The following is a 16,998-nucleotide window of genomic DNA, read 5'->3' on the forward strand; positions in this document are numbered from 1 at the left end:
CTGATCCACCCCGAAGGGCTTCACCGTTCGACTTGCATGTGTTAAGCACGCCGCCAGCGTTCGTCCTGAGCCAGGATCAAACTCTCCGTGAATGTTTACCCGCAATCGGGTGCCCACTCGCGTTGAGCGGCACGGCAACCACCGGAATAGGGCGGCCCCGCGCACTGCGTCCTCGCTAGTGTTATTTCAAAAGGAATCTCCAACCCCGATCCGAAGATCAAGGCCGGGGATGTCAACATATCTGGCGTTGACTTTTGGCACGCTGTTGAGTTCTCAAGGAACGGACGCTTCCTTCAGGCCGCCTTCCAGCGGGCCCTCCGGGCGCTTCGTTCTTTCGTGTTTCCAGCTTACCAGATGTTTTCCGCTCCGTTTTCCGGGGCTTCGTCATCCAACTCGCTGGTGTCTTCCGGGGCTTGACGCCCTGTCCGACGTTTCAAACTCTAGCCGATCTCCGCTCCGAAAAGCGAATCCGGCCGCAATCCGATAAAACGAGCACGCCGAATAAGCACCAGGCCGAGACGCGAAATAGCGAAACGACCGGTACGAACCGGAAGGGTGTTTCAAGGGATTGGCTACCTCGGGACCGTCCGCGCAGAAGCGTGTCCGGTGCTCCCAGCCAGGCAGCTCGAAGAACACTAGACCTCTGGCACGGCGGAGTCAAGCTCCGCAACCGGATTCTCAGCGTCCTCCTCCGCCGGCAACTGGAAGGCGAGGACGGCCACGTCGTCGTCGTGCTCCGAGGTGACGCCCATGGCCCGCAGCAGGCGGGCGCAGACGACCTCGGGGGCGCCGACGGCTCCGGTCAGGGTGCGGGCGAGCTGGTCGAGTCCCTGGTCGATGTCCTCGTCCCGGCGTTCGACCAGGCCGTCCGTATAGAGGACGCCGGTGGTGCCGGGGAGCAGGCGCAGGGTGTGGGAGACGTGGAGGCCGTCGCCGGTGCCGAGCGGGGGGCCGTTCTGTTCCTCGCTGCGCAGGATGGTGCCGTCCGGGCAGCGCAGTAGGACGGGGAGGTGGCCGGCGGAGGCGTAGGTGAGGGTGCGGCGGCACGGGTCCCAGACGGCGTAGGTGCAGGTGGCGATCTGGTTGGCGTCGATCTCCATGGCGAGGCCGTCGAGCAGGCGCATCACCTCGTGCGGGGGCAGGTCGAGGCGGGCGTAGGCGCGGACGGCCGTGCGGAGCTGTCCCATGACGGCGGCGGCGCGCAGGCCGCGGCCCATGACGTCGCCGATGACCAGGGCGGTGCGGCCGCCGTCGATGGCGATGACGTCGTACCAGTCGCCGCCGACGGCGGCCTCGGCTCCGCCGGGTTGGTAGGTGGCGGCCACGCGGAGGTCGGCGGGCTGGTCGAGCTTCTGCGGGAGGAGGCTGCGCTGGAGGGTGACGGCCGCCTCGCGCTGGCGGCGTTCGGCCTCGCGCAGGCGGGCGGCGGCGAGGACCTGGTCGGTGACCTCGGCGGCGAAGATCAGCACGCCGGCGGGCGGGCCCTCCGTGGAGCCGTCCCCGGTGTCCCCGGCGTTCCTGGTGTCGCCGGGGCCGAGGGGGACGCAGGAGACGTTGTAGTAGCGGTTGCCGGTGAGGCCGAGGATGCAGCGGGCCTTGACGCTGCGCGGGCGGCCGCCGCGGATGACCTGGTCCATCAGGGGCAGGACGCCCATGGCGGCGAGTTCGGGGAGGGCCTCGCCGGCGGGCAGGCCGGTGGGGCGGTCGCCGAAGAGTTCGCGGTAGGCGCGGTTGGTGTAGCCGAGCTGGTGGGCGGGGCCGTAGGTGACGGCGACCGGCGCGGGGATGCGGTTGAGGACCTCGCGCAGGTTCTGGGGCCGGTGGGGGTCGAGGAGCTCGGCGGCGGTGGTGAGGTTGGTCGGGTCCCGGGGGCTGGGGACGACCACGCTGTCGGCGCAGGGCGTGCCGTCGTCGGTGCCGGCCCCGTTGGGCGGGGCGGCACGCCAGGGGACTCCGGTGAGCCGGGCGCTCCAGCGCATGAGGTTCAAACGACGGCTGCTTCCTCGTTTTCCAGGCATATCATCACTTTTTGTGTGCGCACTGGCACACGGGGTAATGACCAGGACGGGCTGATCCTGTCAGGCGGAGGCCCGGTTCCGGAAGTCGCCCGCCCGGCGTGGCCGTCCGAACGGCCCCCGGGGGCCGCCGTGGGACCCGCTCACCGGGGGGCTTCCGGTCCGGGGCCGGGTGGTCGGCCGGGCCCGGGGTCGAACCCCTCCTCGAAGTCCGAACGCCGGTACTCGACCCCTCCCAGGGAGACCACCTCCCGGGAGAAGACCCCGCCCAGCACCCAGTCCATGAGCACTCGCACCCGGCGCTCGGCGCTCGGCAGTCGCCGCAGGTGCCGGGCCCGGTGCAGCCACCAGGCGCGGCGGCCGGTGATCCGGGCGCCCCGGCGGGTGTGCGCGACGGCCCGGCCGATGCCCAGCGAGGTGGAGCAGGAGGCCGGCCCGGGCTCGTACGCGACCAGGCCCGGGGCGTACGGGCCGCCGTCCAGGGCGACCACCAGGTTGCGGGCGAGCAGTTCGGCCTGGGCGAAGGCGTGCTGGGCGTTGGGGGCACAGGGCGCGCCGTCCGCGTTCGGGTCCGGGACGGCGGCGCAGTCGCCGGCGGCCCAGACCCCGGGCAGCGCCCGTCCGTCCGGGCCGACGGCCTGGAGGGTGGCGAGGCAGCGGACCCGGCCGTGGGTGTCCAGCGGGAGGTCGGTGTCGCGCAGCATCGGGGCGGGCCGCACGCCGGCCGTCCAGACGAGGGTGCGGGCGCCGAAGCGGCTGCCGTCCGAGAGCGCGACCACCTGGTCGACGGCGGAGGTCAGGGTGGTGCCCAGCCGGACGTCGACGCCGCGCTCGCGCAGTTCGCGCAGGGTGTGCTCGGCGAGCTCCAGCGACTCCTCGGCGAGGATGCGGTCGGTGGCCTCGGCCAGGATCCAGCGCAGGTCCGTCACGTCGACGTTGTGGTAGTCGCGCACGGCCGCCCGGGCCATGTCCTCCAGTTCGGCGAGGGCGCCCACGCCCGCGTAGCCGGCGCCGACGAAGACGAAGGTCAGCGCGGACTGGCGCAGGGCCGGGTCCCGGGTCGCGGAGGCGAGGTCGAGCTGCTCCAGGACGTGGTTGCGCAGGCTCACCGCGTCGCCGACCGTGGAGAAGCCCCGGCCGTGCTCGGCGAGGCCGGGCACGGGGGCGGCGCGGGCGACGGAGCCGGGGGCGACGACCAGGAGGTCGTAGGGGAGTTCGACGGGCGCGGGGGGCTCGCCGGGGCCGGCGGCGTCGGCGAGGGCCCGGCGGGCGGCGTGCTCGATGCGGGTGACCTTGGCCGTCACCACCCGGCAGTCCGGCAGGACCCGACGCAGCGGCACGACCACGTGCCGGGGGTCGATCGAGCCGGCCGCGACCTCGGCCAGCAGCGGGTGGTAGGTGAAGTACGCCTGGGGCTCGACGACGGTGATCTCCACCTCGCCGGTGCGCAGTCTCTCGCGCAGACCGCGCTGGAGGTGCAGCGCGGTGGCCATCCCGGCGCAGCCGCCGCCGGCGATCAGGATTCGGATGGTGCCACCTCCTGCCGATGTGACGTTTCGTCCCGGCCCTGCGGCCGGGGGTGTCCCCCCACACGCCCCCTATGAAGGACCGGCGGGGGCGGTCTTGTCCACAGTCCGTACCGCTCGGATCGTGACGGCCGGGGCGGGAGTGGCCAGTTGTGCCCGCAGGGCGACTTTCTGACGCACTTTCGGGCGCGAAGAGCCGTGAACTATGGTCGGATTGTGTACTGGAGCGGCCACCGCCACGACCACCGGCGGCGACGCACCGTGGGGCGGCCACTACGGCCTGTTCCAGTGTTGGCGGGAGAACCCGACTGCGGGACAGTCATCCGGGGAAGGGTAGTTCCCGGACGAGGCCCCGGTCGGCGCCGACGCGCCGAGCCGGGCTGCCCCGGACCGGCGGCACGACGCCCGACCGCGGTCACCGGAACGGGACGGGCGGCACGAGCGATGGATCACCGGGTCACTTCTGACGGATCGAGCTGCACCGGGGGGTGCAGGGGCGGGCGACGATTGAATCCGAATTCGGACGCCTGCGGGGGAGAGTTGGGATGATGGAACAACAGGAGCAGGTGCTGGGGCGGGCGGTCTCACCGCACGCCGTCCAGAACACGGTGCCGGAGCAACGCGGGCCGGTCGACGTGCAGCCGCCGGGTGCGGCGGCGGGCGTCTCGTACGCGGGCCTCCCCTACCGGGCGGAGCCCGTACCGGCCACGGCGCCGGTACCCGGGGCCCGGCTGCGGGTGGACGCGCGGCGGAACCTGGAGAGCGTGCTGCGGGCCGCCCGCGAGGTGTTCGGCGAGTACGGCTACGACGCGCCGATGGAGGAGGTCGCGCGGCGGGCCGGTGTCGGCGTCGGCACGGTGTACCGGCGCTTCCCGAGCAAGGAGGTGCTGGTCCAGCGGATCGCCGCCGAGGAGGTGGCGTGGCTGACGGCGCAGGCGCGGGAGTCGCTGTACGGCGGCGACGGCGCGTGGGAGGCGCTGGCCGGGTACCTGGCGCGGGCGGTGACCACGGGCGCCGGGCGGCTGCTGCCGCCGGAGGCGTTCCGGTACGCGGAGGAGCTGGGCCGGGTGCCCGAGCAGCGGGTGCCGGAGCAGGGGGGTGCGGTGCGCCCGGAGGCGGAGCCGGCGGAGCCCTCGGCGGCGGACGCCGATCCGCGACTGCTGCTGCAGCTGCTGGCCGCCCTGGTGGCGCGGGCCGGTGCGGCGGGTGAACTGCGGCCGGGCGTCACGGTGTCGGACGTGGTGCTGGTGCTGACGGCGTCCGTCCCGGTGCACGCGGCGCGGACGGCTCCGGCGGGCTTCGGGACCTCGGCGGGCGCTGGTTCGATCGCTTCGCAGGCGGACGGTCAACGCTCGACGGGTCCGTCGGACCGGCTGTTGCAGATCCTGTTGGACGGCCTCCGGGCGCGCTGAGGCCCGGGCGCGCCGACGACCGTACGACGGTGCGCCGCTCGCGTGCACCCGTGCGCCCCCGGCGCTCCATCCCGTGTGCGGGCCACGGGAGTTGATCGGCCCACCGGCGCGCGAAGCGGACCCGCGCGCCGGGTGAGGGCGGCGCGCGACCCGCCGACGCACGCTGGGCGAACGCCCCCGGAACGGCCCCTCGGAAGAGTGGGTACCGGCCGGTCCGGCTACCGCCCCATCCTGCGCTATGCCATCCTTTGCCCGTGGTTGGAGCCAATGTCCCGATGCGCGCCCTTCGCGCGCCGTCGGCGCCGTACGTCGGGGAACCGTGCGCCCACGCACTCCCGCGCGCCCTGCCACACTACGGGGGCTGTCGTGGAATCTGGGGTCCGCTGTGAGTGCCGAGGAACAGAACGACCACGGATACGGTCTCGACTTCGGGGGCTGGTCCGGTAGTACGGCCGAAGGGTCCGCCGCGGGCCCCACCGGGGCCGGGGCCGCCCAAGTGCCGGGCTCCGCGTCGGGTTCGGGCGCCGGTCACGTGCCCGACCAGGCCGGGACGCCCGGCCGCGAGTCGTTCTCCGCCACCTCCCCGCTGCCCTCGGGCCGCGTCCCCGGACAGGCCCCGGCCGGACGGGGCGGCGTCGCCCCCGAGGCCTTCGTCGGCGACGGGCTGCCCGTGCGCCCGACCGTCCCCGCGCCCGCCGACCCCGTCGACGGCGAGCGCCCGCCCTCCGACGCCGAGTTGACCGCCCGCGTCCGGGCCGGGGACGACACCGCGTACGAGGAGATCTACCGTCGGCACGCCGACTCCGTGCGCCGGTACGCGCGCACCTGCTGCCGGGACAACTTCACCGCCGAGGACCTGGCCGGCGAGGTGTTCGCCCGCACCCTCCAGGCCCTCCGGGCGGGCAAGGGGCCCGACTTCGCCGTCCGCGCCTACCTGCTGACCGCCGTGCGCAACGTCGCCGCCGCCTGGCACCGCAGCGAGCGGCGCGAACAACTCGTCGACGACTTCTCCGTGTTCGCGCAGACCTCGGCCGCCGTCGCCGAGTTCGACCTCGCCGACCCGGGCGCCGACGCCTGGGCGATGGCCCTGGCCGACCAACGCATGGTGATGCAGGCCTACGCCGAACTGCCCGAGGACGACCGGGTGGTGCTCTGGCACACCGAGGTCGAGCGGGAATCCCCCAAGACCGTCGCCGTGATGCTCGGCAAGACCGCCAACGCCACCGCCGTCCAGGCCCACCGGGCCCGCGACCGGTTGGCCGCCGGCTTCCTCCAGGCGCACGTCTCCGGCAGCCAGGACAGCACCTGCGAGTCGTACGCCAACCGCCTCGGGGCGTACGCGCGCGGCTCGCTGCGCAAGCGGGCCTCGGCGGAGGTCGGTCGGCACCTCAAGGAGTGCGACCGCTGCACGGCGGCCTGCCTGGAACTGACCGAGATCAACACCGGGCTGCGCGCGCTGCTGCCCGGCGGTGTGCTGGTCTGGATCGGCGTCGGCGGGGCCGGGTTCGCGGCGGCCGCCGTGGGCGGCGTCGCGGCGGTCGGCGGAGCCGCGGCGGCCGGGACGGCCGCCGCGGCGACGGGTGGGACGGCGGGTGCCGGGGCTGCCGGTGCGGCCGGGGCCGGTGCCTCCTCGGGTGGCGGCGCCGCCGGGGCGGTGGCGGGCGAGGGCATGGGCACGGCCGCCAAGGCCGGCATCGCCGCCGCCATCGCGGTGGCCGCGGCCGCCGTCGCCGCGTACGCACTCACCGGCTCGCCCGAGGCCAAGCCCCCGGCGGCCGCTCCCCCGGTCACCAGCGCTCCGGCCGTGCCGCGCCCGGCGGCCCCCGCGCCGCCCGCTCCCGCGCCCGCGCCCGCGCCCAGCAGTGCCGCGCCGGCGCCGGAGCAGCCCGCGCCGAGCCCGCCGCCGCCCGTGCAGCCGACGCCCACGCACGAGCCGAAGAGCCCGGCGCCCGCGCCGAGCCCCCCGGCTCCGCGGCCGCCCGTCGTGCCGCCGCCGGTCGTGCCCGAGCCGACGATCCCGTCCGTGCCCGTGCCCGACGTACCGGTGCCCACCGTGCCGGACGTGCCGGTGCCGACCGTCGTGCCCACGCCCACGCCGCCCGTGCCCACCGACTTCTGGGCGGACTCGCTGCCCGTCGTCAAGCCGGGCAACAACCGGGTGCCGCCGCCCGGGCCGAGCATCCGGCAGAAGGGCAGCGGCGCCTTCCAGCAGCGCTCCGGCGGCTGGATCGGCGGCGACTACCACCCCCACGCCCTCACCGTGCACGCGCCGGCGACCACGCTGATCGACCTCAACCGCACCTGCACGTCCTTCGACGCCGTCGCGGGGGTGGACGACGTGACGCTCTCGCCGGGCGGGGTCGTGTTCTCCGTCCAGGGCGGCGACGGCAGCACGCTGTGGCGCTCCCGCCCGCTCGCGGCCGGGGACGACGCGGTGCCGGTGCACGTGCCGCTGGCCGGGCAGACCTCGATCCGGCTGGTGGTCACGCCGGTGAACGGGGTGTGGTCGGTGCTGAACGTGGCGGACTGGGCGGAGGCCCGGTTCAGGTGCTCCTGAACCGGGCCTCCGGGCCCGGGGCCGTCCGACTCAGATCGCGCAGGTGCCGTCCGCGCAGGACTCGCCCGCCGGGGCGACCGGCTGCGGGGCCGGGCGGCTCTCGCCGATCTCGGCGGCCACCTGGTCCAGGACCTTGCGGAAGGTCTCGGCGTCCTGGGCGCCCTGGACGGCCCACTTGCCCTCGAAGACGAAGGTCGGCACCGCGTTGACGCCGATCTCGCGGGCCTCCGCCAGCTGGGCCGCCACCTCGGCCGCGCCCTCGTCGCCCGCGAGGTAGGCGGCGGCGCGGTCGCGGTCGAGGCCGACGGAGGCGGCGATGTCGGCCAGGGCCGCGCGGTCGCCGACGTCGACACCGTCGGTGAAGTGCGCCTTCAGCAGGGCCTCCTTGAGGCGGCCCTGGGCCTCGGCGCCGTACTCCGTCTCGGCCAGGTGCAGCAGGCGGTGGCCGAGGACGGTGTTGACGTGCTGGGCGGCGTCGAAGTCGTACGTCAGGCCCTCGGCGAGGCCCAGCTCGGCGACCCGGGCGTCCATCGCGACGGACTGCGGGCCGTAGCGCTCGGCGAGCCAGGCGCGGTGGGGGCTCGCCGTCGCGGGGGCGTCGGGGACGAGCTGGTACGGGCGGTAGACGAGCTCGACGGCGTCCTTGCCCGGGAAGCCCTCCAGGGCCTGCTCGAAGCGGCGCTTGCCGATCCAGCACCAGGGGCAGGCGATGTCGCTGTAGATCTCGACCTTCATGCGGGGGGACTCCAAGGGGGGTGACCGTCGTGTTTCCGTCTTTCCGGATTAGGTGAACGGTGAACCATCTCGGGGCATTCCCGGCGGGGAGGACCCTCAGGTCGGCGGCGCCGGGACCACGAGGACCGGGCAGGCGGCGTGGTGCACGGCCGCCGAGCTCACCGAGCCCAGCAGCAGGCGGGCGAACCCGCCGTTGCCCCGGGTGCCGACCACCAGCGTGTGCTGCCGGGTCGAGGCCTCCAGCAGCACCTCGATCACGTTGCCGAGCACCACGTGCAGGGACATCTCCCCGGCGTACGGGCGGGGGCGCTGGCGCTGCACGGCCCCGACGGCGCGGCGCAGCCCGTCCGCCATGCTCTCGACGAGGGTCTCCACGCTCTCCTGCACCAGCTCCGCCATCCCCGGCGGGTAGCCGGCCGGGGCCGGGTTCACCACGGCGAGCACGTACAGGGGCAGGCCGAACAGCTCGGCCTCCGTCATCGCCCGGTCCAGCGCCCACAGCGACCCGTCCGAGCCGTCGCAGGCCGCGAGCACCCCCGCCGGCCGCCCGGACGGCGGGCGCCCCAGCACCGACAGCACCACGGGCACCACCCGCTCCGGACCCACACCGGCCACCGCACCCTCCTCACCCCGGACCCCACGACCCCGCCATCATCACCCGCCCGCCCCACCCCGCCCGGTCAAGCCGCGCCGGACCCTGCGGGGGCGGGAGGGCGCGCCGGCGGGTCAGGGGGTGAGGGACGGGGGCTCGGGGTGGGGGAGGCCGGTCCAGCAGGCGCCGTGGCGGCGGGAGCGGAGGCGGCGGAGCCAGAGTTCGGTGGAGACGAGGTCGGCGAGGCCGGCGAGGGTGGCCGGGGTGAGGGGGGTGGCGGGGTCGGCGGTGCGGGCGAGGTGGGTGCGCAGGGCCGGGAGGTCGATGAGGCCGGCCTCGGCGAGGAGGGGGGCGTCGAAGAGTTCGGCGAGGCCGTCGGCGGCGAGGCGCAGGCCGGCGCGGGTGGGGGCGGCGCGGTCGGGGCGCGGGCCCCGGCCCCAGTCGGGGGGCAGGTCGGTGCGGCCGGCGCCGGTGAGGACGGCGTGCAGGAGGGCGTGGCGGGCGCCGGGCTGGAGGCGGACGTCGTCGGGCAGGAGGCGGGCGGCGCGGATCACCTGGTTGTCGAGGAAGGGCGCGTGCAGCCGCTGGCCGGGCTGTTCGGCGGCGTGCACCAGCGTGCGGAAGGAGCGCGCCTGCCGGTGGAGGGCGTGCCGGGCCCGGTGCGCGCCGGGGTGTTCGTCGGGCGCCGGTCTGCGCGCCGCCAGGCGGAGCCGTAGCGCCACCGAGGAGAGCGCCTCGTCGGAGAGCCAGCGGGCGGCCGGGCCGGGGACGCACCAGGCGAGGTCCAGGGCCGAGCGGCGCCCCGCCGTACCGACCCCGTCCGGGACGTGGCGGGCGGTCAGCTTGGCCGCCGCCTCGTCCAGCGCCTCCGCGTAGCGGACCCGGGAGAGCCGGTGGGCGGCGCGGACGACGGTGAGCGGGGTGCGCAGCGCGCCCGTCAGCACGCCCGCCGCGGCTCGGTCGACCCCCGCCAACGCGGCTACCGGGGGCAGGAGTTCGCGCGGGCGGCCGGCCCGGATCAGGTCCGCGAGCCGGGCCGGGTGCCCGTCCAGCACCTGCCGGGCGCCGTAGCCGGTGAGGTGGTCGGCGCCCCCGGCGTCGAAGCGGGCCACGGCCCGGGCGGCGGCCACGAGTTCGGGGCCGGGCTCGTCCGTGAGCGGGCCGGACTGCGGGTCGGCGCCCAGGCCCGCGTACGGGAGGGTGCCGGGGCCGGGGTCGAGGACGGTGTGCCGCAGGCGCGGGGTGTCGGGGGCGAGGGCGAGGGTGGCGGAGGGTTCGGTCTCGCCGAGGGTGACGGCGGCCAGTTGCTCGGGCGCGGAGGGCCCGCGCCCGCCGTCCCGGACCCAGGAGCCCTTGACGGCGCCGCTGCGCGCACCGGCGGGGGCCGGGGCGGCCGCCTCCCTGGGCGCGGCCGGGGACGGCGCCGGGGGCAGCGGAACGGCGGCGGCGAGCAGGGCGACGGTCGCGGAGGCGGTGCCGTACGAGAGGTCGACGCCGAGCCGGGCCCGCCCGTCCGGCGAGGGCGCGGGCACCGTGGTGCGGACCCGGGAGCGGACGGACTCCAGCAGCGCGCGGGTGAGTTCGCGGATCGCGGGCGCCTCGCCGCGCGGCTGCTCGGTGGCGGCCGGCTCGTCGTAGCCGGAGACGTACGGACGCCCGGCGTGGATGGTGAGGGTGTGGCCGGGCGGCACCCGCTGGACGCCCAGGTACGGCGTGCCGGTGCCGAGCGCCTCCGGGGACTCGGGGCAGGCGAGCCGGGCGGCGAGGTGGCCGGTGTCGAGCGGGGCGCCGACGAGGTCGGCGAGCGGGAGGGCGGCGGTGGCGTACGCGGTGCCGCCGGCCCAGGGGGTGTGGAAGACGGGCTGGGCACCGGCGAGGTCGGTGAGCAGCAGGGTGGAGCGGGCGCCGGTGCGCAGCACGACGGTGTAGCTGCCGGGCCAGGCGGTGAGGTGGCGGACGGCGCCGCCCCGGGCGGCGGCGAGGCCCGCGGCGAGTTCGGCGTCGGTGGCGCCGCAGTGGCCGAGGACGGCGAGCCGGGTGGTGGCGGGGGTGTCCTCGGCGGTGTCGGGGGCGGTGGGCCCGGTGCCGACCACGGCGGGGGCGCCGGGCCGCAGGATGACGAGCCGGATCTCCTCGGGGCGCCAGTCGCCCACCGCCCAGAGGGGGTTGGGGCCCGCCCACAGCGGGCGCGCGGCGATCGGGGCGACGGTGGCGAGGGCCTCGTGCGCCGGCCTTCCCGGCCGGGGCGCGCCCGTGCTCCAGCCCGTCAGCCACCGCATCGCGCCTCCACCGGACGAGGACCCGCACCCGCGGCGCGTCGGCCGCCGGGTGGTGGCCGGGCCGGGCGCGGGCGGCGGGCCCGTACGGACGGGCGGGCCGCCGGCGCTCCCGGCGCGCCGTCTGGGAGACATGGTGCCACCGCCGGGGGCCGCCGGTGCCGGTGTTTCCGGTTCCGGTTGTGCGTCACCGGGGCCGGGCGGGGCGGGTGACGACGCGTCGGGGATGGCGCCGGGCACCGCGCGGCGGATTCCGGACGGCGGTGCGGCGGGTTCCGGCCGACGGCGGCGGGTGCGGTTCCGCTTGGGGCGCGCGGGGGCGGTCCGGGCCTTCCCCTCCAAGGCCCGGGCCGCCCCGGGAACGCCTTGGCATGGGCATCGCGAGATGGCCGAAAGGCGTCGCCCAGTCCGGGAGGGCATCCGCATGCCCTCCCGGACTCCGCTGCCGCCCGCGGGGATTGAGGCGGCGGCATCCCCCGGCCCGCCGGGTCCTCGACGGCGGGCCGACCCACGACCACCAGCGAATCGCCGACCTGCCGGTCGGGCCAGGGGGCACGGCCGGGCGCACATCGACACGGGACCGGAGCACGAGGCTCCGGCGCGCGGCGGACCCGGCCGGAAACGAGTGGTCCGGACCAACTCCCGCGCCACTCCGGCACGGTGGGCCGGGCACGCGATCCCGCCATCCGGAATGCGACCTCTTAACCCTCGGAACGCGTCCGACTACTCTAGGTACAGCAGCTACGGCCCGGCGCCGCCCGGGCCCCGCGCACAAGGCCGCAGGAGGTGCAGCCGCCACCATGACCGTCAGCCCACGAGGACCGAACGAACGGCTCGGCACGCTCCTGTCCCTCGCCCAGATCAGCAACGCCGGACTGGCCCGCAGGGTCAACGACCTCGGCGCGCAGCGCGGGTTGACCCTGCGCTACGACAAGACCTCCGTCGCCCGCTGGGTCAGCAAGGGCATGGTCCCGCAGGGGCCCGTCCCGCACCTGATCGCCACCGCGATCGGCGGCAAGCTCGGCCGGCCCGTCCCGCTGGAGGAGATCGGCCTCGGCGACACCGACCCGGCGCCCGAACTCGGCCTGGCCTTCCCGCGCGAAGTGGCCGACGCCGTGCGCTCGGCCACCGACCTGTGGCGGGTCGACCTCGACCTGCGGCGCGGCCCCGGCGGCGGGCGGTGGAGCGACAGCCTGGCCGGCACCTTCTCGGTGGCCGCGTACGCGACGCCCGTCTCCCGCTGGCTGATCAACCCGGCGGACGGCTCGGTGGCCCGTGAGGCGCCGCGCTCGCCCAGCGAGAGCTCCTCCTACCGGGTCGGCCACTCCGACGCGGCGAAGCTGCGCGAGGCGGCCCAGGAGGCCCGCCGCTGGGACTCCAAGTACGGCGGCGGGGACTGGCGTTCGTCGATGGTGCCGGAGTGCCTGCGGGTGGAGGCGGCCCCGCTGCTGCTCGCCTCGTACAGCGACGCGGTGGGCCGGGCGCTGTTCGGCGCGACCGCCGAACTGACCAGGCTGGCCGGGTGGATGGCCTTCGACACCGGGCAGCACGAGGCCGCCCAGCGGTACTACATCCAGGCGCTGCGGCTCGCCCGGGCCGCCGCCGACGTGCCGCTCGGCGGGTACGTGCTGGCCTCGATGAGCCTCCAGGCGGGCTACCGGGGCTTCGCCGAGGAGGCCGTCGACCTCGCGCAGGCCGCGCTGGAGCGCAACCGGGGGCTGGCCACGGCCCGCACCATGAGCTTCTTCCACCTGGTCGAGGCGCGGGCCCAGGCCAAGGCGCGCAACGCGGCGGCGTGCGCGACGGCGCTCGGCGCGGCGGAGAGCGCGCTGGAACGGGCGCGCGCCGGTGACCCCGACCCGGCCTGGATCGACTTCTACGCCTACGACCGGCTGGCCGCCGACGCCGCCGAGTGCTTCCGCGACCTCGGGGTGCCCTCCAAGGTCCGGCAGTTCACCCGCGAGGCGCTGGCCACGCCCACCGAGGGGTACGTGCGCTCGCACGGCCTGCGGCTGGTGGTCTCGGCGATGGCCGAGGCGGAGGCGGGCGACCTGGACGCGGCGGTGGCCGCCGGCGAGCGGGCCGTGGAGGTGGCCGGGCGGATCTCCTCGCAGCGGAGCCGCGAGTACGTGGTGGAGATGCTGCGCCGGCTGGAACCCTTCCAGGGTGAACGCCGCGTACGGGAGTTGACGGAGCGGGCGCGCGCGGTGATCGTCGCGCCGGCGTGAGCGGCGCGCGGCGGGCGGTAATTCGGATGCACCTGCGAGAGAGGCCCTACTAAGGTCTCTCTCGTCCAGGTGCGCAGGCAGAGGTTACTTCCACTCCGGATGGGCGGGTCGCGGGTTCGAGTCCCGCCACCGACTTTCGGGTCGGTGTAGCTCAGTTGGTAGAGCAGCTATGTCACCTCAGCCGACTTCGAACTCTGGACACCTACACGTGAACAGTTCGTCCGCACCTCCCGGTGCGAAGGCAGCGGTTACTTCTGGTTGAGCGTCCGTAGGACGTAGCGGTTCGAGCCCGCGATACCGCCGCCAATCCTGATCTCGGGAGGCTCTGCTCTCCAGGGGTGCCCGAGCTGGGCACCCCTGGCCGCAGCATGCCTCCCTCCCGTCGCGAAGAACCGCACTCCGAGGGGGGCTGCAGCATGTCCAGGTTCAACATCCGCAAGAAGAAGGCCGCGCCAGGTCCCGTCTCGCCCGTGGCCACCACCGGCAAGGTCGTCGTCAACGCCAACGGCGGTGCGGGGCACGTCCGGGACACCCGGTCCGAGCTGTTCCTGCTCGCCGTCGCCAACATGGTCGGCCGGCACGCCTTCCACGAGCACGGCGGCGCCCGCGACGACCGGTACACCGCCCTCGTGCGCGAACTCGCCGTCAGCGACCCGGAGTGGACGTTCAAGCTGCTGCGCTGGCTGCGGTACGGCGCGCAGATGCGCACCGCCGCGCTGGTCGGCGCCGCCGAGTTCACCCGGGCCCGGCTGGACGCCGGCGCGCCGGGCTGGTCCCGGCAGGCCGTCGCCGCCGTGCTGCGCCGCCCCGACGAGCCGGGCGAGCTGCTCGCGTACTGGACGTCGCGCTACGGCCGGGCGCTGCCCAAGCCGGTCAAGCGCGGTGTCGCGGACGCCGTCCAGCAACTCTACGACGCCCGCGCGCTGCTCAAGTACGACACGGCGGGCAAGGGCTACCGCTTCGGCGACGTCCTGGAGCTGACGCACCCGGCGCCGCACCCGGCGAAGGACTGGCAGGGCCCGCTCTTCCGGTACGCGCTGGACCGCCGGCACCGGCCGGACGAGGCGCTCCCCCCGGCCACCGACGCGATGCTCACCGCCAACCGCGAGCTGCTCGCCCTGCCCGTCGAGGAGCGGCGGGCGGCCGTGACGGCGCCCGGCGGCGCCGAGCGGCTGGCGGCGGCCGGGCTGACGTGGGAGGCCCTGGCCGGCTGGCTCCAGGGGCCGATGGACGCCGCCGCCTGGGAGGCGGTCATCCCATCCATGGGCCCGATGGCGCTCGTGCGGAACCTGCGCAACTTCGACGAGGCGGGAGTCTCGGACGAGGTCGCGGAGGCGGTGGCCCGGCGGATATCCGACAAGGCCGAGGTCCGGCGCTCGCGCCAGTTCCCCTTCCGGTACCTGGCCGCCCACCGGCACACGCGCTCGCTGCGCTGGGGGCACGCGCTGGAGAAGGCGCTCGCCCACTCACTCGCCAACGTGCCCGAACTGCCGGGCCGCACGCTGGTCCTCGTCGACCGCTCCGGCTCGATGTTCGACCGGCCCAGCGCGCAGACCCAGCTCAACCGGGCCGACTCGGCCGCGATCTTCGGCACCGCGCTGAAGGTCCGCGCCGCGCAGGCCGACCTCGTCGAGTTCGGCACCGCGCACAAGGTGGTCGAGGTCGAGCCCGGGGAGTCGGTGCTGCGGGTGCTGGAGCGGTTCTCCAGCCTCGGCGGCACCAACACCGCCATGGCCGTCCGCGAGAACTACCGGGGGCACGACCGGGTGGTCATCGTCACCGACGAGCAGACCGGCTGGGAGCGCAACGGCCACGACCCGCTCGCCGCCGTCCCGGCCCACGTGCCGGTCTACACCTGGAACCTCGCGGGCTACGCCACCGGCCACGGCCCCAGCGGCGTCGCCAACCGGCACACCTTCGGCGGTCTGACCGACGCGGCGTTCCGGCTGATCCCGCTGCTGGAGGCGGGGCAGGACGCGGGCTGGCCGTGGGAGGCCGGCGAATAGACCGAGTGCCGCGCGGAGCCGGGGGGCTCGACGCGGCACACCGGAGCACGGCCGGGGGGCGGCCCGTCGAACACGGCGGGCCGAGGCCGGGCACACGGGGGCGCGGCGGCGCGCCGGGTCGGGGGGCCCGGCGCGCCACCGCACGCCCCCGCGCGGCCGGACCGCGCACACCACCTGACCTGCCGGGACGCCGTACACCCGCGCGGCGGAGCCTTCACGGGCCGACCGGCGCGCGGGAGAACGGCCGCCCCTGCCGACCCGACGCGCTCTCGACGCCCTCCCGCCCCCGTGGCAGCATCGGCGGCACACAACAGCCGGGCGTCAGGCGGGAGCGAGCGGTGGCGGGCGAGTTCGATGTCGTTGTCGTGGGTGGCGGGATCGTCGGACTGGCCACGGCCTACGCACTGACCCAGGCGCGTCCGGACCTGCGGCTGGCGCTGCTGGAGAAGGAGAACGGCTTCGCCGCGCACCAGACCGGCCGCAACAGCGGGGTCATCCACAGCGGCGTCTACTACCGCCCCGGCTCGTACAAGGCCCGCTTCGCCGTGGCCGGCGCCGCCGAGATGGTGGAGTTCTGCCGCGAACAGGGCATCCCGCACGAGGTCACCGGCAAGCTGATCGTGGCGACCTCCGCCGCCGAACTGCCCCGGATGGCGACGCTGGCCGAGCGCGGCCGGGCGAACGGCATCCCCGTGATCGAGCTGGACCGCGCCGGGATCGCCGACTACGAGCCGAACGTCACCGGCGTGGCCGGGCTGCACATCGGCACCACCGGCATCTGCGACTTCCCCGCCGTGGCGGCGGCCTTCGCCCGGCTGGCCAGGGAGGCCGGCGCCGAGCTGCGCCCCGGCCGCGCGGTGCGCTCCGTGGACCGCCGCCGCGACGGCGTGACGGTGACCACCGACGCCGGGGAGCTGCGCGCCCAGGTGCTGGTGAACTGCGCCGGCCTGCACAGCGACCGGATCGCCCGGATGGCCGGGGACGACACCGGCGTGCGGATCGTCCCGTTCCGCGGCGAGTACTACGAACTGACCGAGAAGCGGCGGGACCTGGTCAACGGCCTCGTCTACCCCGTGCCGGACCCGGCCTTCCCCTTCCTCGGCGTGCACCTCACCCGGGGCATCCACGGGGACGTCCACGTCGGCCCGAACGCCGTGCCCGCGATGGCCCGCGAGGGCTACGACTGGCGCACCGTCAGCCCGCGCGACCTCGCCGACACCCTCGCCTTCCCCGGCACCTGGCGCATCCTGCGCCGCCACTGGCGCTACGAGGTCGGTGAGCTGCACCGCTCGCTGTCCAAGCGGGCGTTCACCGCCGCCGTCCAGCACCTGATGCCCGCCGTGACATCCGAGGACCTGGTGCCCGCCACGGCCGGGGTCCGGGCCCAGGCGGTGGCCCGGGACGGCTCCCTGCTGGACGACTTCGCCTTCGCCGGCTTCGACCCGGAGGACCCGCGCTCCCCGCGCCGCACCGTGCACGTGCTCAACGCCCCCTCCCCCGCCGCCACGGCCTCGCTGCCGATCGGCCGGGAGGTCGCCCGCCGGGCCCTGGCCGCCCTGGAGGCCGGCGCCTGAGAGCCCCGGACGGGCTGCGGACGGGCTGCGAACGAGCCCCGGATGAGCCCCGTCACACACCCCGACGGACCACCCGG

The 16,998-nt window shown here is 75.8% G+C and carries 10 protein-coding genes and 1 rRNA gene; 5 read left to right on the top strand and 6 right to left on the bottom strand.

What is annotated here, in order from left to right; all coding sequences use genetic code 11:
- From ACIRRS_RS15760 to ACIRRS_RS15770, 3 genes are all read right to left on the bottom strand, one after another.
- Positions 1-92, bottom strand: a 16S ribosomal RNA gene (locus ACIRRS_RS15760); the annotation flags it as partial.
- Between the two features lie 543 nt (positions 93-635).
- Positions 636-1,979 (bottom strand): PP2C family protein-serine/threonine phosphatase, encoded by a 1,344-nt coding sequence (locus tag ACIRRS_RS15765; RefSeq protein ID WP_402971053.1) that lies wholly within the window; start codon positions 1,977-1,979, stop codon positions 636-638.
- 179 nt (positions 1,980-2,158) lie between these two features.
- Positions 2,159-3,508 carry an NAD(P)/FAD-dependent oxidoreductase gene (locus ACIRRS_RS15770; RefSeq protein ID WP_402970481.1) on the bottom strand — a complete coding sequence of 450 codons (1,350 nt, stop codon included), beginning with the start codon at positions 3,506-3,508 and terminating at the stop codon, positions 2,159-2,161.
- Positions 3,509-4,086: 578 nt separating this feature from the next.
- Here ACIRRS_RS15770 and ACIRRS_RS15775 point away from each other — a divergent pair.
- Together ACIRRS_RS15775 and ACIRRS_RS15780 are read left to right on the top strand one after the other, a co-directional pair.
- Positions 4,087-4,953, top strand: coding sequence for a TetR/AcrR family transcriptional regulator (locus ACIRRS_RS15775; RefSeq protein ID WP_402970483.1), 867 nt, complete (start codon positions 4,087-4,089; stop codon positions 4,951-4,953).
- A 532-nt stretch (positions 4,954-5,485) separates the two neighbouring features.
- Complete coding sequence (locus ACIRRS_RS15780) at positions 5,486-7,510, top strand: sigma-70 family RNA polymerase sigma factor (protein WP_402970486.1); 2,025 nt, start codon at positions 5,486-5,488, stop codon at positions 7,508-7,510.
- A 30-nt stretch (positions 7,511-7,540) separates the two neighbouring features.
- On the opposite strand, the gene ACIRRS_RS15785 is transcribed toward ACIRRS_RS15780, so the two are convergent.
- The 3 genes from ACIRRS_RS15785 to ACIRRS_RS15795 form a co-directional block, all read right to left on the bottom strand.
- Positions 7,541-8,245, bottom strand: coding sequence for a DsbA family oxidoreductase (locus tag ACIRRS_RS15785; protein ID WP_402970489.1), 705 nt, complete (start codon positions 8,243-8,245; stop codon positions 7,541-7,543).
- Positions 8,246-8,341: 96 nt separating this feature from the next.
- Entirely contained in the window at positions 8,342-8,860 is a 519-nt protein-coding gene (locus ACIRRS_RS15790; protein WP_402970491.1) for a universal stress protein, read from the bottom strand.
- Positions 8,861-8,971: 111 nt separating this feature from the next.
- Positions 8,972-11,116, bottom strand: a complete 2,145-nt coding sequence (locus tag ACIRRS_RS15795; protein ID WP_402970494.1) for an asparagine synthase-related protein — start codon at positions 11,114-11,116, stop codon at positions 8,972-8,974.
- A gap of 797 nt (positions 11,117-11,913) precedes the next feature.
- On the opposite strand from ACIRRS_RS15795, the gene ACIRRS_RS15800 reads away from it, so the two are divergent.
- The 3 genes from ACIRRS_RS15800 to lhgO all read left to right on the top strand — a co-directional run bounded on the left by ACIRRS_RS15800 (position 11,914) and on the right by lhgO (position 16,921).
- Positions 11,914-13,341, top strand: a complete 1,428-nt coding sequence (locus ACIRRS_RS15800; RefSeq protein WP_402970497.1) for an MFS transporter — start codon at positions 11,914-11,916, stop codon at positions 13,339-13,341.
- A gap of 416 nt (positions 13,342-13,757) precedes the next feature.
- On the top strand, positions 13,758-15,347 hold the full coding sequence (locus tag ACIRRS_RS15805) for a TROVE domain-containing protein (protein ID WP_402970500.1): 1,590 nt from the start codon (positions 13,758-13,760) through the stop codon (positions 15,345-15,347).
- Between the two features lie 338 nt (positions 15,348-15,685).
- Positions 15,686-16,921, top strand: coding sequence for an L-2-hydroxyglutarate oxidase (gene lhgO / locus ACIRRS_RS15810; protein ID WP_402970503.1), 1,236 nt, complete (start codon positions 15,686-15,688; stop codon positions 16,919-16,921).
- Positions 16,922-16,998 lie beyond the last annotated feature (77 nt).

The organism is Kitasatospora sp. NPDC101183 (assembly GCF_044767945.1).
GTDB lineage: Bacteria > Actinomycetota > Actinomycetes > Streptomycetales > Streptomycetaceae > Kitasatospora.